The sequence below is a fragment of the Streptomyces sp. B1I3 genome, assembly GCF_030816615.1.
Lineage (GTDB): Bacteria > Actinomycetota > Actinomycetes > Streptomycetales > Streptomycetaceae > Streptomyces.
On sequence record NZ_JAUSYD010000001.1, the window covers coordinates 7,172,620 to 7,191,448 of the forward strand.

The window sequence follows — 18,829 nt, forward strand, 5'->3', positions numbered from 1 at the left end:
CCGGGCGGCCGTGACCCACGCCGCCCCGGGGGCCCGCTCCGAGATCCTGGGAGGCGGCGGTCGCCGCCCTGCGCCCCAGGAGATCACGCCGCCCCACCCGGAGCCGCGTCCCCTGATGACCCGGTCCTGGCCGGACCTGGCGTTCCTGCCCCGGCCGGTCGATCCCCGCGCCGTGGCGCCGCTTCTGCCCGCGGGGACGGTGCCGGACACCCTGGACGGCGTCACCCACGTCGGGCTCGTCGTTTCCGTATGCACCGGGTCGGCTGGTTCCGGCTCCCCGGCGTGCCCTATCTCGGCACCTTCCCCGAGACCGACGTCCGCCTGTACTCGCGTGACTCCCACGCCGCGGCGCGCCTGAGGCCCCCCGCGGCGGCCCGTACGGCCGGGACTCGACCCCGGAACATGGGCCGTACCGGCTCGCCCGCCCCTGAAGGAGGGTGTAGAAAGGGGGACATGGCCGGACGCTACGGCCGCCCGCGCTCGTTTCTCCGGATGAGAACCGTCGCTGGTCAGGTCTTTCTCCTGCAGGTGGCGATCGTGGTGCTGCTCGTCGCTGCCGCCATGGCCGCGCTCGTGTTCCAGTCCAGGACCGACAGCGAGCGGGAAGCCCGCAACCGCTCCGTGGCCGTGGCCGAGACCTTCGCCAACGCTCCGGGCATGGAAGCGGCACTGGGGAGCCCCGACCCCAGCGCGGTGCTCCAGCCGAAGGCCGAGGCCGCCCGCAAGGGCTCCGGCGTCGACTTCGTCGTCGTACTGAACCTGGACTCCATCCGCTACACGCACCCGCTGCCCGACCGGATCGGCAAGAAGTTCGTCGGCGACGTGACGCCCGCGCTGGAGGGCCGCGTCGTCACCGAGAAGATCACCGGGACGATCGGCCCCCTCGTCCAGGCGGTGGTGCCCGTCTTCGCCACGAACGGCAAGGTCATCGGCATGGTGTCCGCCGGGATCACCATCGAGAGCGTGAGCGGGGTCGTCGAGGACCAGTTCCCCCTCCTGTTCGGGTCCGCCGCCGGAATCCTGGTCGTCACCACGGCCGGGACGGCGCTCGTCAGCAGACGGCTGCGGCGCCAGACGCACGGCCTGGGGCCGGCCGAGATGACCCGGATGTACGAGCACCACGACGCCGTCCTGCACTCCGTACGCGAGGGCGTGCTCATCGTGGGCGGCGACCGGCGGCTGCTGCTCGTCAACGACGAGGCGCGACGCCTCCTGAACCTGCCTCCCGAGGTCGAGGGACGGGCCGTCACCGAGCTGGGCCTCGATCCCGTCACCACCGCGCTGCTGTCCTCGGGGCGCATCGCCACCGACGAGGTGCTCTCCGTGGGTGACCGGCTGCTGTCCGTCAGCCAGCGCTCCACCGACCGCGACGGCGGACCGCCGGGCACCGTGACGACACTGCGCGACACCACGGAACTGCAGGCCCTCACCGGCAAGGCCGATGTGGCGCGGGGCAGGCTGAAACTGCTCTACGACGCGGGCACCGAGATCGGCACCGTCCTCGACGTCGTACGGACGTGCGAGGAACTCGCCGGCTTCGCCACGGCCAGATTCGCCGACTACGCCACCGTGGACCTGGTCGAGACGGTGCTGCGCGGCGAGGAGCCGACAGCGTCCCGCTCGATCGCCGACATGCGGCGCACGGCCTTCAGCGGCGCCCGGACCGACACCGGGCTGTACCCGCTGGGCTCGGTGATCCGCTTCCTGCCGACCACCGCCATGGGCGACGGCCTGATCAGGGGCCGGGCCGTGCTCGATCCCGCGCTGGACCAGTTCTCCGGGTGGCAGCTGCAGCACCCGGAACGTGCCCGGCGGCTCGTCGAGTGCGGGTTCCACTCGATGATCGCCGTGCCGCTGCGCGCCCGCGGCGTCATCCTGGGCGTGGCCATGTTCTGGCGTGCGCAGACACGCGAACGCTTCGAGGACGAGGACCTCTCCGTGGCCGAGGAGCTCGTCGCCCGCGCCGCGGTGAGTATCGACAACGCCCGCCGCTACTCCCGCGAGCACACCGTGGCCGTCACACTGCAGCGAAGCCTCCTGCCGCGCGGCCTGCCCGAACAGAGCGCCATCGACGCCGCCTACCGCTACCTGCCCGCGCAGGCGGGAAGCGGCGGCCTGGGAGGTGTCGGCGGCGACTGGTTCGACATCATTCCGCTGCCCGGCGCCAGGGTCGCCCTGGTGGTCGGCGACGTCGTGGGGCACGGCCTCCACGCCGCCGCCACCATGGGGCGCCTGCGCACCGCGGTCCACAACTTCTCCACCCTGGACCTGCCGCCCGACGAACTGCTGTGGCACCTGGACGAACTGGTCGCCCGCATCGACCAGGACGAATCGGCCGAGGGCTCGGAAAGCGGCGTCACGGGGGCGACCTGCCTCTACGCGATCTACGACCCCGTGTCCGGGCGCTGCACCATGGCGCGGGCCGGCCACCTCCAGCCGGTGATCATCGGCCCCGGTGGCACCGCCGACTTCGCGGACGTGCCCGGCGGCCCTCCTCTGGGGCTCGGCGGCCTCCCCTTCGAGACCCTGGACGTGCAGCTGCCCGAGGACAGCCGGCTGGTGCTCTACACGGACGGGCTCGTCGAGGACCGGAACCGGGACATCGACGAGGGCCTGGAACTGCTGCGCGGCACCCTCGCCCAATACGCGGACGGGACACCGGAGGAGATCTGCGAGGCCGTTCTGCGCGTCCTCGTCCCGGCGCGCGCACGCGACGACATCGCGCTGCTCGTCGGCCGCACGCGCCTGCTCGCCGCCGAGGACGTGGCCGACTGGGACGTGCCGTCCGACCCCGCCGCGGTCTCCCGGGTGCGGGCCGATGTGTCCCGCAAGCTGGCCGAGTGGGACCTGTTCGAGGAGGCGTTCACGACCGAGTTGATCCTCAGCGAACTGGTCACCAACTCCATCCGCCACGCCACCGGTCCCATCCGCGTACGGCTGATCCGGGAGCGCACCCTGATCTGCGAGGTGTCCGACCGCAGCAGCACCTCGCCCCACCTGCGTCAGGCGGCCACCACCGACGAGGGCGGGCGGGGCCTCTTCCTCGTCGCCCAACTGGCGGAACGCTGGGGCACCCGCTACACCGACGACGGCGGCAAGGTCATCTGGACCGAGCAGCTGCTGCAGACGGGCACGGACCCGGAGCCGCCGGCGCCGCAGCTGTGAGAGCGCGCGCCGCAGAGCCGCAGGCCTGACGTGCCCCTGTGCGGGCCCGGCCGGGGGACGCCCCACGCCGATGGGTATCGGCCGGGCCGCGAGCCTGTTCCGGTGAGCGGCACATGCCTGTGACGGGCACTGGTGGCCACGTCGGCGGAGGCGTCAGGTGCCGGGCGGAACCGCAGGGCGAAGCCGACGGTCCCAGGCGCCCACGGTGCGTGGCGTGCGCCTGCCCGTACGCCACATCTCGATGAGCGGGTCGCGCCACAGCGCCGACGCGCCGAACAGCAGTGTCCCGTCCTCGCCGACGATGATCTGGCCACCGCCGAAGCCGAACTGCCACACATAGACGGCGCGCTCCTGCGCGAGCGCCTCCACCCCGAACTCCATGCCCTGCGTCAGCATGCCGAGGCACTGCCGGCCCTGCTCCGCCAGCTGTTCCTGGAGCGGGGTCAGCTCTCCGGGGCCGCTCATACGCCCGCCTCCCGGTCCTTGCGGCAGTGCAGGAACACATGCGGTTCCGGCACCGCCCCCGGGGCGGCCGGGGTGAACACGGTGTCCTCCCTCGACAGGAGGGAGAGCCCGGCACCGGCCGCGAGCGCCACGAAGGCATCGGGTGCGAAGCTGGTCACCCGGACCTCCTGCCCCATGAAGACGGCGCTCACGTCCTCCACGTCCAGCGGCACCGTCGCCAGGACCATGTGCCCCCCGTGTTTCAGCGCTCCCGCGAGCCGCCCGACGAGAGCGGCCTGCTCCGCCCGGGACATCTGCAGCAGGGAGAAGTAGACGCAGACCGCGTCGAAACCCTCGGTCTCGAGCGGAAGGTCCCGGATGTCGGCGCAGCGGAAGGAGGCCTCCGGAACCTGACGGGACGCCAGCTCCACCATGACGGGCGAGACGTCCACCCCCAGCACCTCGTGCCCCGCGTCGGCCAGCGTGCGGGCCGTCGGCCTGCCCGTACCGCTGCCGACGTCCAGGACCCGGCTGTGCGGCGCGAGCTGCTCCAGCAGCCGGGTCAGCGAAGCCCGGTGGGCCGCCGAGCCGGCGAAGGCCCGCTCGTACTCGGCGCCGATGGCGTCGAACGCCCCGGCTGCCGCGTGGTCGTGGTTCCCGGTCATCGTGGCGTCCCTTCCCTCGGCATCGGCACAGGCGTCACGCGGTCCGGGCCACCCCGACGTACAGGCCGCTCTCCTCCGGCCGGGGAGCGGCCGTCGCGCGGAACCACTCGGGCGCCGTGACGAGGCCCGGCTCGACGACCTCCATGCCCTCGAAGAACCGGGAGAACTCGGCACGGGAGCGCAGCGCCAGCCGGATGCCGCCCTTGCGGTATTCGTCCGCGCCCTGTTCGCCCCGCTCGGGGTTGACGTCCGACGCCCCCTGCGACAGCACCACATAGCTGCCCGGGTGCAGCGCCGCAGCCAGCGTACGCACGATGCCGTACGGGTCCTCGTCGTCCGGCAGGAAGTGCAGGAGGCCCAGGAGCGAGAGCGCGACGGGCCGGTCGAAGTCCAGCACCTTGCGGGCGGCCTCGATGATCGTGCCGGGCTCGCGCACGTCCGCGGGCACGTAGTCCGTCGCCCCTTCCGGCCGGCTGACCAGCAGGGCCTCCGCGTGCCGCAGGACGATCGGGTCGTTGTCGCAGTACACGACGCGCGACGCCGGGTTGATCTCCTGGGCGATCTGATGCAGGTTCGGCGCCGTCGGAATACCCGTGCCGATGTCCAGGAACTGGTCGACACCCTCACCGGCCAGCCACGCCGTCGCGCGGTTCATGAACGCGCGGTTCTGGACGGCCCCGGTCCTGGCCTCGGACGGCAACTGCTCGGCCACCGCCTGGTCCACGGGGTAATTGTCCTTGCCGCCCAGGAGCGCGTCGTAGACGCGGGCCGACTGGGGCCGGCTGGTGTCGATCGGGGGCTGAGGTATACCGGTCGTCATGACGAGCTCCGTTGCAAGGGGGTGCGATACGCGCAGGGGAGGGATGAGCGGCTCCGCCTGCGAAGTCTGCCACAGCAACTCGCTCGTGATCAGCATGTGTTGACACCACCCGACGGCCGGAGCGGACCCCCGGGGCGTCCCGGGAGCCCGCTCGGGCGGGAGGGGTCAGCCGGCGTCGACGAGACCGTGCGCGGGCACGGTCACCGTACGGGCGCCGGGCTTGCCGCCGAGGACGACCTTGCGCAGTGCGCTGTTGTTGCCGAGGTCGGTCTCCTTGAGCCGCTTCTCCGGGTTGGCCAGCACCTGGATGTAGTAGGTGCCGTTCGCCAGTCCGGTGATGTCGAAGGACTGGCCCGGGAGGTCCTGCGTGTAGGTGTCACCCGATCCGACGTCGAGCACCTCGCGTACGGAGATGGAGTTCTCCTGGCCGCAGGCGGTGGACAGATCGGTGTTGTCCGGGTGCCAGTTGGCGTTCTTCACGGTGTAGTCGACCGCGTCGGTGTTGGCGAGGCAGAAGGCCTCCTTGCCACTGCGCACGGTCTCCTTCTTGTCCGCCTTCAGCAGCCGGTAGCTCGCGAAATCGGTGAAGTGCCAGTGCTCGTGACCCGGCCGGGGGTCCCACTCCATCGTGCCGGTCGGGGTGTAGCCGACCTGCTTCCCGGAGGCGTCGTAGAAGTACTGGTAGGCGTCCATCAGTGCCTTGCCGGGGGAACGGAATCCGTCGACCACCAGCTGCGCGGGGCCGGCGTTCCACACGTTGGCGCTGAAGGCCAGGTAGTCCCTGCCCGGGGCCTTCGCGTCGCCGTCACCGATCGTGATCCCGTAGGCGGGCAGTGACCGCAGGTCGGGCTTGGGCACGTCCGGCACGACCGCCTTGCCGCTGGGACGCCTACCGGCGGGCTGGGCCGCGGGCGCCTGCCGGGAGCCGTCCGTCCGTCCGGGACCGTCACCGCCGGTGGCGGCGCGAAGGCCCTGACGCCTGACGGCCCACGGCACAGCGGCCGGTGCGGGGGTGAGGGGGCCGTGGCCCACGTTGTACGAGGGGCCGGCGCCACTGGTCGCGGACGCCGGTGCGGGGGTGCGCGCCGCGGCGTGACCCGCGTGGCCCGCGTGACCCGCGTGACCCGCGTGGCCCGCGTGCGCCGAGGTTGCGGAGGCGTGCCCGGCGGCGGTGTGCTCCGCGTGCCCGGCGGCCGAACGGGTGGCGGGCGACTCCTCCTCCCAGCTCCGTTCGCGCACGGTGACCTTGACCGTCTGCGGCTTGTCGGCGATCTTGAACAGGTCGCGGTAGCGCTTGGTCACCGAAACCTTGGCGGTGTACTTCCCGGCGGGGACGGCCACCGGCGCGGAGTAGTAACCCGCGTAGGTGTTGGACGCCCAGCCGTTCTCCACGCCCCACACCGACCCGAGGGTGAACGGGTTGACGGGGCAGCTCTCGGGATACTTGGACGTCGCGGGGGCGTCCGGGCGGATGCGGCCCGACGCGTTGTTCGGGCAGAACGACTCCGTACGGCTGAGCACCTTCTTGCCCGCCGCGTCCGTGAGCGTGACGGTGACGAAACCGGGCAGCCCCGTGAAGTCCTTCACCAGGCCCTTGGGCAGGGTCCTGGTCCGCGTCCTGCCCCCCTCACGGATGATCTGTGTGGCGACGACCGGATCCGTGTAGGACTTGCGGGTCACCTTCAGTTCGAGCGGGGACCTGTCCGCGGTGAGGTAGGTCCCCAGGTCCAGATAGACGCCCGGCTCCTCCTTCCACGAGTCGAGCGTGACCGAGGTGGAGGCCGCGATCAGGCTGAGCTGCGGCGTGGTCGATGCCGTGCTGCCCTCGGGAGTGGCGGCGGCGACGCCGGCGGTGACGGTGATCGCCGCGGCGGCGGCGACCGCCGGACGCCACAGCCGGGAGCGGGGGGTTCTGATGGCCATCGTTCCTCGATTTCCGAGTGCCCGGTGGGGCGGTGGAGTCGCTTTGCCTCTGAGAGATGAGGACGGCACCGGAGGTTGTCCGGGAGCCTTCGAGTCACGAATCGTTGGCCGAAAACGGTCTTTCGAGGGCGGAATGAGACGTTGTCATGTTGTTTCTCCCCGCGAACCGATGACGTTGTGCTATCGGCGCGTGCCGGGCAGCTGTGTGGTGACCGCCGACGGGCGCGATACGGGCGGCACAATGGGCGAAGCGGGCACCGTTCCTCGCGCTGCGACCCCGGGGGTGCGGGGTCACCAGTGCCGGTGTCTTGCCGAAACGGGCATGAACGGGCGGAGCGCGTTGCGTGAAGAAGCTGGTCGAACGGCCGCTTCTGCTTGTACAAACAGTGCGTGGGCCCGAACGGACGCCGGGCCCACGCACATATCCGCACCAAGGACAGGGATGGTGGCGTGGGCACCGAGGAACGCCGACGGGGAATACTCGAGACGGCCCGGCGGGACGGGGCGGTCGACGTCAACCGGCTGGCCGAACAGTTCCAGGTCGCCAAGGAGACCATCAGGCGCGATCTGCACACCCTGGAGGAACACGGGCTCGTCCGGCGGACGCACGGTGGTGCGTACCCGGTGGAGAGCGCCGGCTTCGAGACCACGCTCGCCATGCGGACCACCCACCACGTGCCGCAGAAGTCGCGGATCGCGGCAGCCGCCGCCGACCTGCTCGGTGACGCCGAGACGGTCTTCGTGGACGAGGGCTTCACCCCCCAGCTCATCGCCGAAGCCCTGCCCCGGGACCGGCCGCTGACCGTGGTCACCGCCTCCCTGGCCGTCGCGACGGTCCTCGCCGACTCGGAGAAGACCGCCGTGCTGCTGCTCGGGGGCCGTATGCGCGGCAGCACCATGGCGACCGTCGACCACTGGGCCACCAGAATGCTCGCCGACTTCGTCATCGACCTCGCCTACATCGGTGCGAACGGCATCTCCCGCCAGTACGGGCTGACCACGCCGGACCCGGCGGTGTGCGAGGTCAAGGCCCAAGCCATGCGCAGCGCCCGCCGCCGCGTCTTCACCGGCGTCCACACGAAGTTCGGGGCGGTGAGCTTCTGCCGCTTCGCCGGAGTCGGCGATTTCGAGGCAGTCGTCACCGACACCGGGCTGCCGTCCGCGGAAGCCCAGCGTTACTCCCTCCTCGGCCCGCACGTCATCCGCGTCTGACCTGCCCGCACCCCTGCCGCAGGGCCCCGCCCCCGCCCTCCCGGAGGCCGCAGGGCGGACCCGTCACGCCCGGAACCGGGGACCGTCCGGTTCCGGCACCCGAGCCGCTACGACCGATCAGGAGAACTCATGCCCCACCAGCAACGACGCCGTGGGATCCGCGCGCGTGCGGTCGCGGGCGCGGCGGCGACGGCGCTCCTCGCCGCCGGGTGCGCCGGAGCCGGCGGCACCTCCTTCGGAGGGGGTGACGCGCTGAACGTACTCATGGTGAACAACCCGCAGATGCTGGAGCTGCAGAAGCTCACGGCGGACCACTTCACCGAGGAGACCGGTATCAAGGTCAACTTCACCGTGCTGCCGGAGAACGACGTCCGCGACAAGATCAGCCAGGACTTCTCCAACCAGGCCGGCCAGTACGACGTCGGCACCATCAGCAACTTCGAGGTGCCGTTCTTCGCGGAGAACGACTGGCTGCACGCGCTCGACAGCTACGCCGCCCAGGACACGGCCTTCGACCAGGACGACATCCTGGAACCCCTGCGGGAATCCCTCACCGTCGACGGCAAGCTCTACGCCGAACCCTTCTACGGCGAATCGTCCTTCCTCATGTACCGCAAGGACGTCTTCGAGGCCGAAGGGCTGACGATGCCCGAGAACCCCACCTGGCAGCAGGTGGCCGGCCTCGCCGCGAAGGCGGACGGTGCCGGCGGCGGGATGAAGGGCATCTGTCTGCGCGGCCTGCCCGGCTGGGGTGAGCTCGTCGCCCCGCTGACCACGGTCGTCAACACCATGGGCGGCACATGGTTCACCGAGGACTGGGAAGCACGGCTCACGTCCCCCGAGTTCAGGAAGGCGACCCGCTTCTACGTCGATCTCGTACGCGAACACGGAGAGCGGGGCGCCTCCCAGGCCGGGTACGCCGAGTGCCTCAACAACATGACGCAGGGAAAGACCGCCATGTGGTACGACGCGACCGCGGGGGCCGGGTCACTGGAAGCGGCCGGCTCCCCGGTCAAGGGGAGGATCGGTTACGTACCCGCCCCCGTCGACCGGACCAGGAGCTCGGGGTGGCTCTACACCTGGGCCTGGGGCGTACAGAAGGCCTCCAAGAAGGCCGACGACGCCTGGAAGTTCGTCTCCTGGGCGTCGAGCAAGGAGTACGAGGAGCTCGTCGGCGAGACCAGCGGCTGGGCCGACGTGCCCGCCGGCAAGCGCGCCTCCACCTACGACAACCCCGACTACCGCGAAGCCGCAGGCGCCTTCGCGGACGTCACGGAGCGGGCCATAGCCGGCGCCGACCCCCTGAACCCGGGCACCCAGCCACGCCCCACGGCCGGCATCCAGTTCGTCGGCATCCCGGAGTTCACCGACCTGGGCACCCGGGTCGCGCAGGAGATCAGCGCCGCCATCGCCGGCCGCCAGTCCGTGGACGAGGCGCTGGACTCCTCCCAGAAGCTGGCCGAGCAGGTCGCCAAGGAGTACCGATGACCACGACAGTCTCCGCCTCACCCCTCTCCCCACCGGAACCACCCGCCACCGCCCGCCCGAGAACCGGCCCGCGGGCCTGGGCCACCAGGGCGCCCCTCCTGCCCGCGCTGATCTTCCTGATCGCCGTGACCCAACTGCCGTTCGTGGCGACGCTCGTCATCTCCCTGTTCGACTGGAACTCCCTCAGCCCCGACAAGCGCAGTTTCAACGGCCTCGACAACTACGCCTCCGTCTTCACCGACGCCGCGCTGCGCGAATCGGTCCTCACCACCGTGCTGCTCACCGCGAGCGTCGTCCTCGCCACGGTTGTCCTGGGACTGGCCCTCGCGCTGCTCCTCGACCGGACGTTCTTCGGCCGTGGCCTGGTCCGCACGCTGCTCATCACACCGTTCCTCATCGTGCCCGTCTCCGCCGCCCTGCTGTGGAAGCACGCCCTCTACAACCCGGAGTACGGGCTGTTCAACGGCGTGCTGGGCTGGATCGGCGACCTCTTCGGCGACACGTCACCGAGCCGGCCGGACTGGATCGCGGACATGCCGCTGCTCGCGGTCGTCGCCGCACTCGTGTGGCAGTGGACACCGTTCATGATGCTGATCCTGCTCGCCGGCCTCCAGAGCCGTCCCCCCGACGTGGTCGAGGCCGCGCGCCTCGACGGGGCGAGCGCCTGGCAGACCTTCCGCTACCTGACGCTGCCGCACCTGCGCCGGTACCTCGAACTCGGTGTGCTGCTCGGCGCCGTCTACATCGTGCAGAACTTCGACGCGGTGTTCACCATCACCGCCGGCGGACTCGGCACGGCCAACCTTCCGTACACGATCTACCAGACCTTCTACCAAGCCCACGAATACGGACTGGCGTCCGCCGCGGGAGTCGTCGTCGTGATCGGCACGATCATCATCGCCACCTTCGCGCTCCGGGTCGTCTCGTCACTCTTCGACGAGGAGGCGAACCGCGCATGACCACCACCACCGCCGTACCCGTACCCGCCCCGTCCGTGCCACCCCCGCCCGTGCCACGCGCGGTGCGCAGGGCCAGGCGCCGCTCGACCGCGCTGGGTCTGCTGGCCTGGATGGCGGGCCTCCTGTTCTGCCTTCCGGCGCTGTGGATGCTCCTCACCTCGCTGCACGCCGAGTCCGACGCCGCGACGAACCCGCCCTCCCTCCTTGCGCCGCTGACCCTCGACGGTTACCGCGCCTTCTTCGGCGCCGACACCGGAGTGACCCCCTGGCCGCCCCTGCTCAACTCCCTGGGGGCCTCGTTCTTCTCCACGCTCCTCGTGCTCCTGCTGGCACTGCCGGCGGCGTACGCGCTCTCCATCCGGCGCGTACGCAAGTGGACGGACGTCATGTTCTTCTTCCTCTCGACGAAGATGCTGCCCGTCGTCGCCGGCCTCCTGCCCGTCTACCTGTTCGCCAAGAACACCGGGATGCTCGACAACATCTGGCTCCTCGTCCTGCTCTACACCTCGATGAACCTGCCGATCGCCGTCTGGATGATGCAGTCCTTCCTCGCGGACGTGCCCGTGTCCGTCATCGAGGCGGCCCAGGTCGACGGCGCCCGGCTGCCGACCGTCCTGGCCCGTGTCGTCGCGCCGATGGCAGCCCCCGGGATCGCGGCCACCGCGCTGATCTGCTTCATCTTCAGCTGGAACGAACTGCTCTTCGCGAGGGTGCTCACCGGCGTCGTCGCGCAGACCGCGCCCGTCTTCCTCACCGGATTCGTCACCAGCCAGGGGTTGTTCCTTGCCCAGCTGTGTGCCGCCTCCGTCGTCGTGTCCCTGCCGGTGCTCGCCGCCGGCTACGCCGCCCAGGACAAACTCGTCCAGGGCCTCTCCCTTGGAGCAGTGAAATAATGCGGGCAGCGATCGTCGAAGCCCCCGGCAAGGTCTCCGTCGCCACCGTCCCCGATCCCACCCCCGGCCCGCGCGACGTCGTCGTGTCCGTGGCCTCGTGCGGTCTGTGCGGGACCGACCTGCACATCCTGCAGGGCGAGTTCGCGCCCACCCTGCCCCTCGTCCCGGGCCACGAGTTCGCGGGGGAGATCGTGGGCGTCGGACGTGACGTCACGGAGCTGGCGGTCGGCGACCGTGTCGCAGTCGACCCCTCCCTGCACTGCCACGAGTGCCGCTACTGCCGCAGCGGACGCGGCAACCTCTGCGAGCGGTGGGCCGCGATCGGAGTCACGGTCTCCGGCGGCGCCGCCGAGTACGCGGTGGCACCCGTCGCCAACTGTGTCAGGCTGCCCGAGCACATCGACGTGAAGGACGCGGCACTGATCGAGCCGCTGTCCTGCGCGGTCCGGGGCTACGACGTGCTGAGCAGCACGCTCGGCGCCGAGGTGCTGATCTACGGCTCGGGAACGATGGGCCTGATGATGCTCGAGCTCGCCAAGCGCACCGGCGCCGCGGGAGTGGACATCCTCGACGTCAACCCCGACCGCCTCGCCACGGCCGGGCTCCTCGGCTGCTCACGGTCCGCGGCCGGGGCCGACGAGCTGGACCGGCCCGGCGGCTGGGACATCGTCATCGACGCGACCGGCAACGCCGGTGCCATCCAGGACGGCCTGGGGCGCGTGGCCAAGGGCGGGACCTTCCTCCAGTTCGGGGTGGCCGACTACGCCACGACGGCGGTCATCGAGCCGTACCGCATCTACAACCAGGAGATCACCATCACCGGGTCGATGGCGGTCCTGCACAGCTACGAACGCGCCGCCGCACTTTTTGCCACCGGGGTGCTCGACCCGTCCGTCTTCATCAGCGACCGGTTGCCGCTCGAGCAGTACCCGCAGGCCATCGACCGCTTCAGGGCAGGACTGGGCCGCAAGATCGTCGTGGAGCCCTGAGGAACCGGCTCGGCCCCGCCGCCGGGTGGGCGCACCGTGTCCGTCATACGGACGGTGACGGGTGCGGGCTCCCCGGGCGACGCGCCCGTGAGGCATCCTCTGCTGGTTGAGTAGGACGGACCCGTGGCGGGGCGTGCGTGTCCGCCACGGTCCGTGACGGCGAAGGATGCGGAACCAGATGGCAGACAACACGGACCTGTTGGCTTTTGTGCGGGCGCGCCTGGCGGAGGAGGAGAGCATCGCGCAGGGAGCGGGCGGGGACGGATGGCGGTGCCCCGCCGAGGCGCCCGGCGAGGTGCACGACCGCACGAGCGGCATCGCGTTCGTCGTGCGCTCCCGCGGTTACGACCGGCACATCGCCTTCCAGGACCCGGCGCGCACCCTGCGCCGCATCGAGACCAACCGGGTGCTGCTGGACGAGTACGAGGAGATCGCCGCCCTGGACACGGACCGTCCGGCGCAGGACTTCGCCTCGGGCCGGGCCGTCGGGCTCGGATTCGTCGTCCGCCAGATGGCCGCCGAGCACGCCGGTCACGCCGACTACCGGGTGAAGTGGCTGCCGCGGTTCTCCCACTGGGGCCCGTCCAGCGCGCCCCGGGACCAGCTGTGACGAGCCGGGCGACCGGTCAGGCCACGCCTGTGAGGGTGCGCGGAGAGCGCCTTTCCCGGCGGGCCTCCGTCCTCGCGCCCGGACGAATGAGTACCGGGAAGCGGCGGGCCTGAGTACGCCGCCCGATTACGGGACTCCGTGCCGCTGGTCGAATGGAGCCATGCTCCCCGACGCGCAGCGGCGCCCCCGCATCCAGCACCTGACCACCGCCGGCACGGCGTTGGCCGTGACCCTGCTTCCGCTGGCCGTCGGTGTCCTGCTGGCCAGAACGATGGCTCTGGATCCGATGGCGCCCATGAACGCCTTCGTCGCAGGTGGAGGGCAGCGTGCCCGGATCGCACCTTCGCGATGGATGGTGACGGCTCGAACGCGCGAACTGCTTTCCCGGCGGTAATGGAACTGCAGTCCAGGAAAGCGCTTTCGCTTCTGTTACACGGCCGGTGCTCTCCGGACGGAGGTGCCGGGGGAGCAGGGGCAGGGCGTGCGGGGGGCGCCGTGACCAGGGGAACGGCCGCCCGAACGGGTCGGTGCAACGGTCAACGGTTGACAGGTATACGACCGTGGATATCGGTGCCAGGTGCAGTCGTGTGTGACAGGAATGTCCGTACTTTGTCACACGAACCAGGGCATCTTCCAGCCACGGTGAAAGCGGGACAAAGTTTGCGTTCCCGGCACGTCGCCGGGGCCGAACAACGCCCGGTACACCGTTCCGGGCCCGTTTGATGAGGGGTTTCCATGTCCCGTTCCGCACGACGGATCACCGCCACCGTTCTCGCCTCCGGTGCCCTGCTCGCCGCAGCCGCACTGCCGGCAACAGCCGATGGCTGGGGGGACCACCACCAGGGTCACAACCGCCCGGCCCAGCGCTCGGCGGTCGTCCTGGGCGAGATCCAGCACGAGGGCCCCGGCCGCGACAACGGCTCCAACCGCAGCCTCAACGCCGAGTGGGTCACCGTCACCAACACCGGCCGGCACGCCGTCGACCTCCGCGACTGGACGCTCACCGACGAGAGCCGCCGTACCTACACCTTCGACCTGCGTCTGGCGGGCCGGTCGTCGGTCCGCGTCCACACCGGCGTGGGCCGGGACACCCGGCACGACGTCTACCAGGACCGCCGCCACTACGTATGGGACGCCAGGGACACCGCGACGCTGCGCGACGACCGCGGGCACAAGGTCGACTCCGAGTCCTGGGGCCGGCACCGCGGCGGCCGGCGCTGACCCGGGGCCGGTGACCGCCGGACGGCACGGCTGAACGAGCCGCCCGGCGTGACCGGCGCAGCGAGCGGCCGATCGAGCGGTCGTACGAACGACCGGCCGATCGAGCGAGCTGAACGACCGGCCGATCGAGCGAGCTGAACGACCGGCCGATCGAGCGGCCTGAGCGACCGGCCGATCGAGTGGCTGAGCGGCCGGCCGCATGACCGGATTGCGGCAATCGCCTGCGCGACGCGGCGCACCGTGGCCTCACCGCCGTGGTGCGCCGCACTCGTGCGGCGGGGCGGGGAGGGCGGTGGGAGCCGCGCCGGGCGGGGGCTGTGCACGCACGGTCGGCCGGTGATGTCAGGATGGCCTCATGACCATCAAGGCGTATTTCGACATCACCATCGACGAGCAGCCCGCAGGGCGGATCGTGTTCAACCTCTTCGACGACGTGACCCCCAAGACCGCGGAGAACTTCCGCGCCCTGGCCACCGGCGAGCACGGCTACGGCTACGCCGGATCGCCGTTCCACCGGGTCATCCCGGACTTCATGCTGCAGGGCGGCGACTTCACCCGCGGCAACGGCACCGGCGGCAAGAGCATCTACGGCGAGAAGTTCGCCGACGAGAACTTCACCCTGAAGCACAACAAGCCGGGTCTGCTCTCGATGGCCAACGCGGGCCCGAACAGCAACGGTTCGCAGTTCTTCATCACCACCGTCGTCACCCCGTGGCTGGACGGCAAGCACGTCGTGTTCGGCGAGGTCGCCGACGAGTCCAGCATGGAGCTCGTCCGCAAGATCGAGTCGTACGGCTCCTCGACCGGCAAGACCAAGGCGGCCATCGCCGTCTCCGCGTCCGGCGTTCTCTGAGGCCCGCGGCGGGGCCCCGGCCGGCCTCTTCGGCCGGCCGGGGCCCCGCACGCGTCCCGCGCGGACCTCGCCGCCGTCGTGCCGGAGCCGCCACCTCCCGTGGAAGCGGAGTGCGACCTGCCAGGATGGAGGCGCTCGGTAAGCGGACGTGTGGCGGAAGGACCGTAGGGTGCGCATCGATCTCGCCGGCAGGACAGCGGTCGTCACCGGCTCCTCGCAGGGCATCGGACTCGCCATCGCCACCGGGCTGGCCGGGGCGGGAGCGGGCGTCGTCCTGACCGGACGGGGCAGGGAACGGCTCGAGACGGCGGCTGACGGCCTCCGCGCCACCGTGCCGGACGCGGCCGTCCGCACGCTCGCCTGCGACCTGGCCACGGAGGAGGGCGCGGCTGAGCTGCAGGAAGCCGTTCCCGCAGCGGACATCCTCGTGAACAACCTGGGCATCTTCGGCTCCCGGCCACCGCTGGAGATCACCGACGACGAGTGGCGCACCTACTTCGACACGAACGTCCTCAGCGCGGTCCGGCTGATCCGCCGCTACCTGCCCGGGATGACCGAGCGGGGGTGGGGCAGGGTGCAGAACATCGCGAGCGACTCCGCGATCGCGATCCCCGCGGAGATGATCCATTACGGCATGTCGAAGACGGCGCTGCTGGCCGTCTCCCGGGGCTTCGCCAAGGAGGCGGCGGGCACCGGAGTCACCGTGAACTCGGTGATCGCCGGACCCACGCACACCGGAGGCGTCGAGGATTTCGTCTACGAGCTCGTGGACCGTGATCTGCCGTGGGACGAGGCCCAGCGCGCTTTCATGCGCCTGCACCGGCCGCAGTCCCTGCTGCAGCGGCTGATCGAGCCGGAGGAGATCGCGAACCTCGTCGTCTATCTCAGCTCCCCCCAGGCCTCGGCCACCACGGGTGCCGCAGTGCGGGTGGACGGGGGTTACGTCGACTCGATCGTGCCCTGATCCCGGGTGCTGGCATGATCGGGGGCATGGACGAGCGCATCATCGCCGCGTGTGACGGGGCATCGAAGGGGAATCCGGGACCTGCTGCCTGGGCGTGGGTCATGGCCGATGCCCAGGGGCGCCCGCAGCGCTGGGAGGCCGGCCCGCTGGGGACCGCCACCAACAACGTCGCCGAGCTCACCGCCCTGCGGGAGCTGCTGGCGACCACGGACCCGGGTGTGCCGGTCGAGGTGCGCATGGATTCGCAGTACGCGATGAACGCGGTGACCAAGTGGCTGCCGGGCTGGAAGCGCAACGGCTGGAAGACGTCGGCGGGGAAGCCGGTCGCCAACCGGGAGCTGGTGGTCGCCATCGACGAGCTGCTGGCCGGGCGGGACGTGAGCTTCCGCTACGTACCGGCGCACCAGGTGAACGGTGATCCGCTCAACGCGCTCGCCGACCAGGCCGCGAGTGAGGCCGCCGTGGCGCAGCGGGCGGCGGGGACCAGACACGGCTCCGCGGAGCTGCCGGTCCCGGCTCCAGCCCGCTCGACCAAGAGCCGGGCTGCCGGCGGGGCGCCCACCGATCCCGGAACGGGCGCGGGCACGGGGAAGACGTCGCGGTCCGGCGGGACGATCCGCGCGAGATTCGCGGGCCGGTGCCACTGCGGCAAGCCCTATGCGGCGAAGGACATGATCGCGAAGAATCCGCAGGGCTGGGGTCATCCGGAGTGCCGGACGGCGCCCGCCGGAGTCTGAGCCGGGCCCGGGCCTTCAGATATCGGCCCAGACGAGCCGGCCGGAGAGGCTCGTGCGGGTGCCCCAGCGCACCGCGAGCGCGTCCACGAGTACGAGGCCACGGCCGTCCTCGGCGAGTGTCGCCAGGCCGAGGTCGTCGAAACCTTCGCCGTCGCCGATCTCTTCGCCGTCGCCCGGGCCTACGCGGTGATCAAGGCCGTCGAGGCCTGGCCGGCCGTCCGGGCCGTCCGCGGTGTCCGGGCCACCCAGGGGATCCGGCCCATCCGCGCCGAGGGCGCGGGGCGGCTCCATGGCGCCCGTGGCGTCGGCGCCGCCGGTTCGGTGCCCGCCGTGGGGGGCGGCGCCCTGTCCGGGGAGATGCGAGGGCTCCGGGCGGCGCGGCTGCGGGGCCCGCGGCCCGCGCGGACCCACGGCGGCGTCGGCCGGGCGTGGCGGGACGGGCACGCGCCCCCGGCCGCGGTTCCACACGCAGATGCGCACCCGGCCCGGGGTCCGCATGACACGGCACCGGATCCGTCGGCCCGCGGTGTGCTGCACCGCGTTCGTGACCAGTTCGGTGATCACCAGAGCCGCGGCCTCGACGCGGTCCGCGGGCTCTCCCCAGTCCCGCAGCGCTTGCTGCACCCGGTGCCGGGCTTCGGGGACGCCCTTGGGGAGACGGGGAATCCACCAGCTCTGTGCACTGCGCCCGCCGGAGTCCTCCTGGCTGGGTCGAGTGCAGGTGTCTATTTCCGACATGTATGTACTCTCGGTGCAAAGTGCATACTTTGCAAGCGACAGAATGTCCGGGCCGCTCTGCATCGGAGCACACGAGGAAGGTACGCGCATGAGGCCCCGATCCGGCCCCACGGTCGAGCACCGTGTCCTGGCGGCACGCCTGCGGATGCTGCGGGAACGCGCGGGCGTCAGTCTGCAGGCCGCAGCGGTGGCCCTGGGCGCGCACCCGGCCACCGTACGGCGCATCGAACGCGCGGAGACCGGCCTCGACGCCCGCCAGGTCCGCGTCCTGCTGGACCGCTACCAGGTGCCGGCCGCGGAGGCGGAGCCGATCATGGCCGGGCTCGGCGCCGCGAACCTGCCCGGATGGTGGCACCGCTGGCGGGACGTCATGGAGCCGTGGCAGCAGGAGGTCATCGGCATCGAGTCCTCGTCCGCGCTCGTGCGGACCTGGCACCCCGCACTGGTCCCCGAACTGCTGAGGACACCGGCCTACGAGGCGGCGCTTCGCCGGACCCTGCACCACGACGACGCACCGGGGCGCCTGGAGCGGCGCGTCGAGCTGCTGGTGGAGCGGCAGCGGCGGCTGAGCGAGCGCGGCACGACGCTCTGGGCCCTCTTCCCGGCCGCCGCCCTGCACACGCGGGTCGGCGGGCCCGAGGTGATGGCAGAGCAGCGGGCGGTGCTGTCCGAGACCGCGCACCGGCCGTTGATCACCGTGCAGGTCGTGCCCCTCGACTTCCCGCCGCACCCCCTGACCGGCGTACCGCCGCTGCACCTGCTGCGGGTTCCGGCTCGGGAGATCGGTGACCGGGCCGTCCTGGAGGTGCCGGGGGCCCGGGTGGACATCGTCGACGAGCCGGATGCGGTGATGAACCACCGCATCCGGCTGGACAGCGCCTGTGCGGCCGCCCCCCACCCGGGCACCCCCTTGCCGGATGTCCCGTAGGCGCCCGGAGCGCACCCGTACCGGAGGCCGGGGAGAAGGCCCTGTTCTCGTACAGCTGCCGCCAGGTGGCGTGGAGCGCTGAGTAACTACCTGGTTGAGCGGTCGCGCTGCTGGAGGGCGGCGAAGTCGGCGTGCGCCGTCTCGATGACCTCCGGGTACGCCTGGCTCTCATCGTGCTCGGCCGGCGCCCGGTAGATGCTGGAGAGGCTGGGGCTGTGTC

General features: G+C 71.3%; 18 protein-coding genes and 1 pseudogene. 14 read left to right on the plus strand and 5 right to left on the minus strand.

The genetic code is table 11. From position 1 onward, the window contains the following. Positions 1-115 precede the first annotated feature (115 nt). A pseudogene (locus QFZ58_RS32605) lies at positions 116-396 on the plus strand (DUF2071 domain-containing protein); the annotation flags it as partial. Positions 397-453: 57 nt separating this feature from the next. After that, the gene (locus QFZ58_RS32610) at positions 454-3,165 is read left to right on the plus strand and encodes a SpoIIE family protein phosphatase/ATP-binding protein (protein WP_307129071.1); all 2,712 of its coding nucleotides are present in this window, start codon (positions 454-456) and stop codon (positions 3,163-3,165) included. A gap of 153 nt (positions 3,166-3,318) precedes the next feature. Here QFZ58_RS32610 and QFZ58_RS32615 read toward each other — a convergent pair whose 3' ends face one another. The 4 genes from QFZ58_RS32615 to QFZ58_RS32630 all read right to left on the minus strand — a co-directional run bounded on the left by QFZ58_RS32615 (position 3,319) and on the right by QFZ58_RS32630 (position 7,017). After that, positions 3,319-3,630: a hypothetical protein gene (locus tag QFZ58_RS32615; RefSeq protein WP_307128465.1), complete on the minus strand. Its 312-nt coding sequence runs from the start codon at positions 3,628-3,630 to the stop codon at positions 3,319-3,321. Then, positions 3,627-4,274: a bifunctional 2-polyprenyl-6-hydroxyphenol methylase/3-demethylubiquinol 3-O-methyltransferase UbiG gene (locus QFZ58_RS32620; RefSeq protein WP_307128466.1), complete on the minus strand. Its 648-nt coding sequence runs from the start codon at positions 4,272-4,274 to the stop codon at positions 3,627-3,629. The genes QFZ58_RS32615 and QFZ58_RS32620 overlap by 4 nt, the downstream gene beginning before the upstream one ends. Before the next feature lie 34 nt (positions 4,275-4,308). Beyond that, positions 4,309-5,094: an SAM-dependent methyltransferase gene (locus QFZ58_RS32625; RefSeq protein WP_307128467.1), complete on the minus strand. Its 786-nt coding sequence runs from the start codon at positions 5,092-5,094 to the stop codon at positions 4,309-4,311. Between the two features lie 165 nt (positions 5,095-5,259). Then, positions 5,260-7,017 carry a lysyl oxidase family protein gene (locus QFZ58_RS32630; RefSeq protein WP_307128468.1) on the minus strand — a complete coding sequence of 586 codons (1,758 nt, stop codon included), beginning with the start codon at positions 7,015-7,017 and terminating at the stop codon, positions 5,260-5,262. Between the two features lie 450 nt (positions 7,018-7,467). Here QFZ58_RS32630 and QFZ58_RS32635 point away from each other — a divergent pair, with 450 nt between their 5' ends. The 11 genes from QFZ58_RS32635 to QFZ58_RS32685 all read left to right on the plus strand — a co-directional run bounded on the left by QFZ58_RS32635 (position 7,468) and on the right by QFZ58_RS32685 (position 16,943). After that, positions 7,468-8,229 carry a DeoR/GlpR family DNA-binding transcription regulator gene (locus QFZ58_RS32635; RefSeq protein ID WP_307128469.1) on the plus strand — a complete coding sequence of 254 codons (762 nt, stop codon included), beginning with the start codon at positions 7,468-7,470 and terminating at the stop codon, positions 8,227-8,229. 129 nt (positions 8,230-8,358) lie between these two features. Continuing rightward, complete coding sequence (locus tag QFZ58_RS32640) at positions 8,359-9,717, plus strand: sugar ABC transporter substrate-binding protein (protein WP_307128470.1); 1,359 nt, start codon at positions 8,359-8,361, stop codon at positions 9,715-9,717. Further along, positions 9,714-10,676: a carbohydrate ABC transporter permease gene (locus QFZ58_RS32645; RefSeq protein ID WP_307128471.1), complete on the plus strand. Its 963-nt coding sequence runs from the start codon at positions 9,714-9,716 to the stop codon at positions 10,674-10,676. The genes QFZ58_RS32640 and QFZ58_RS32645 overlap by 4 nt, the downstream gene beginning before the upstream one ends. Next, a complete protein-coding gene (locus tag QFZ58_RS32650) occupies positions 10,673-11,569 on the plus strand; it encodes a carbohydrate ABC transporter permease (RefSeq protein WP_307128472.1) in 897 nt (298 codons plus the stop codon). The genes QFZ58_RS32645 and QFZ58_RS32650 overlap by 4 nt, the downstream gene beginning before the upstream one ends. Then, the gene (locus QFZ58_RS32655; protein ID WP_307128473.1) at positions 11,569-12,558 is read left to right on the plus strand and encodes a zinc-dependent alcohol dehydrogenase family protein; all 990 of its coding nucleotides are present in this window, start codon (positions 11,569-11,571) and stop codon (positions 12,556-12,558) included. The genes QFZ58_RS32650 and QFZ58_RS32655 overlap by 1 nt, the downstream gene beginning before the upstream one ends. Before the next feature lie 178 nt (positions 12,559-12,736). After that, the gene (locus tag QFZ58_RS32660) at positions 12,737-13,168 is read left to right on the plus strand and encodes a DUF6221 family protein (protein ID WP_307128474.1); all 432 of its coding nucleotides are present in this window, start codon (positions 12,737-12,739) and stop codon (positions 13,166-13,168) included. A gap of 160 nt (positions 13,169-13,328) precedes the next feature. After that, positions 13,329-13,562, plus strand: a complete 234-nt coding sequence (locus QFZ58_RS32665) for a hypothetical protein (RefSeq protein ID WP_307128475.1) — start codon at positions 13,329-13,331, stop codon at positions 13,560-13,562. A gap of 341 nt (positions 13,563-13,903) precedes the next feature. Next, a complete protein-coding gene (locus QFZ58_RS32670; protein WP_307128476.1) occupies positions 13,904-14,389 on the plus strand; it encodes a lamin tail domain-containing protein in 486 nt (161 codons plus the stop codon). A gap of 355 nt (positions 14,390-14,744) precedes the next feature. After that, positions 14,745-15,242 carry a peptidylprolyl isomerase gene (locus QFZ58_RS32675; protein ID WP_307128477.1) on the plus strand — a complete coding sequence of 166 codons (498 nt, stop codon included), beginning with the start codon at positions 14,745-14,747 and terminating at the stop codon, positions 15,240-15,242. A 169-nt stretch (positions 15,243-15,411) separates the two neighbouring features. Continuing rightward, positions 15,412-16,206, plus strand: a complete 795-nt coding sequence (locus QFZ58_RS32680) for an SDR family NAD(P)-dependent oxidoreductase (protein WP_307128478.1) — start codon at positions 15,412-15,414, stop codon at positions 16,204-16,206. Between the two features lie 26 nt (positions 16,207-16,232). Further along, positions 16,233-16,943 carry a ribonuclease H gene (locus QFZ58_RS32685; protein WP_307128479.1) on the plus strand — a complete coding sequence of 237 codons (711 nt, stop codon included), beginning with the start codon at positions 16,233-16,235 and terminating at the stop codon, positions 16,941-16,943. Positions 16,944-16,958: 15 nt separating this feature from the next. Here QFZ58_RS32685 and QFZ58_RS32690 read toward each other — a convergent pair whose 3' ends face one another. After that, positions 16,959-17,681 carry an ATP-binding protein gene (locus QFZ58_RS32690; RefSeq protein ID WP_373428625.1) on the minus strand — a complete coding sequence of 241 codons (723 nt, stop codon included), beginning with the start codon at positions 17,679-17,681 and terminating at the stop codon, positions 16,959-16,961. A gap of 88 nt (positions 17,682-17,769) precedes the next feature. On the opposite strand from QFZ58_RS32690, the gene QFZ58_RS32695 reads away from it, so the two are divergent. Continuing rightward, on the plus strand, positions 17,770-18,609 hold the full coding sequence (locus QFZ58_RS32695; RefSeq protein ID WP_307128480.1) for a helix-turn-helix transcriptional regulator: 840 nt from the start codon (positions 17,770-17,772) through the stop codon (positions 18,607-18,609). Positions 18,610-18,829: the final 220 nt, after the last annotated feature.

Coding starts and splice junctions, on each gene's coding strand:
- QFZ58_RS32695 (WP_307128480.1), top strand. CDS start 17,770: ATGAGGCCCCGATCCGGCCCCACGGTCGAGCACCGTGTCCTGGCGGCA.
- QFZ58_RS32610 (WP_307129071.1), top strand. CDS start 454: ATGGCCGGACGCTACGGCCGCCCGCGCTCGTTTCTCCGGATGAGAACC.
- QFZ58_RS32620 (WP_307128466.1), bottom strand. CDS start 4,274: ATGACCGGGAACCACGACCACGCGGCAGCCGGGGCGTTCGACGCCATC.
- QFZ58_RS32690 (WP_373428625.1), bottom strand. CDS start 17,681: ATGTCGGAAATAGACACCTGCACTCGACCCAGCCAGGAGGACTCCGGC.
- QFZ58_RS32655 (WP_307128473.1), top strand. CDS start 11,569: ATGCGGGCAGCGATCGTCGAAGCCCCCGGCAAGGTCTCCGTCGCCACC.
- QFZ58_RS32650 (WP_307128472.1), top strand. CDS start 10,673: ATGACCACCACCACCGCCGTACCCGTACCCGCCCCGTCCGTGCCACCC.
- QFZ58_RS32685 (WP_307128479.1), top strand. CDS start 16,233: ATGGACGAGCGCATCATCGCCGCGTGTGACGGGGCATCGAAGGGGAAT.
- QFZ58_RS32665 (WP_307128475.1), top strand. CDS start 13,329: ATGCTCCCCGACGCGCAGCGGCGCCCCCGCATCCAGCACCTGACCACC.
- QFZ58_RS32640 (WP_307128470.1), top strand. CDS start 8,359: ATGCCCCACCAGCAACGACGCCGTGGGATCCGCGCGCGTGCGGTCGCG.
- QFZ58_RS32670 (WP_307128476.1), top strand. CDS start 13,904: ATGTCCCGTTCCGCACGACGGATCACCGCCACCGTTCTCGCCTCCGGT.
- QFZ58_RS32660 (WP_307128474.1), top strand. CDS start 12,737: ATGGCAGACAACACGGACCTGTTGGCTTTTGTGCGGGCGCGCCTGGCG.
- QFZ58_RS32625 (WP_307128467.1), bottom strand. CDS start 5,094: ATGACGACCGGTATACCTCAGCCCCCGATCGACACCAGCCGGCCCCAG.
- QFZ58_RS32675 (WP_307128477.1), top strand. CDS start 14,745: ATGACCATCAAGGCGTATTTCGACATCACCATCGACGAGCAGCCCGCA.
- QFZ58_RS32615 (WP_307128465.1), bottom strand. CDS start 3,630: ATGAGCGGCCCCGGAGAGCTGACCCCGCTCCAGGAACAGCTGGCGGAG.
- QFZ58_RS32630 (WP_307128468.1), bottom strand. CDS start 7,017: ATGGCCATCAGAACCCCCCGCTCCCGGCTGTGGCGTCCGGCGGTCGCC.
- QFZ58_RS32645 (WP_307128471.1), top strand. CDS start 9,714: ATGACCACGACAGTCTCCGCCTCACCCCTCTCCCCACCGGAACCACCC.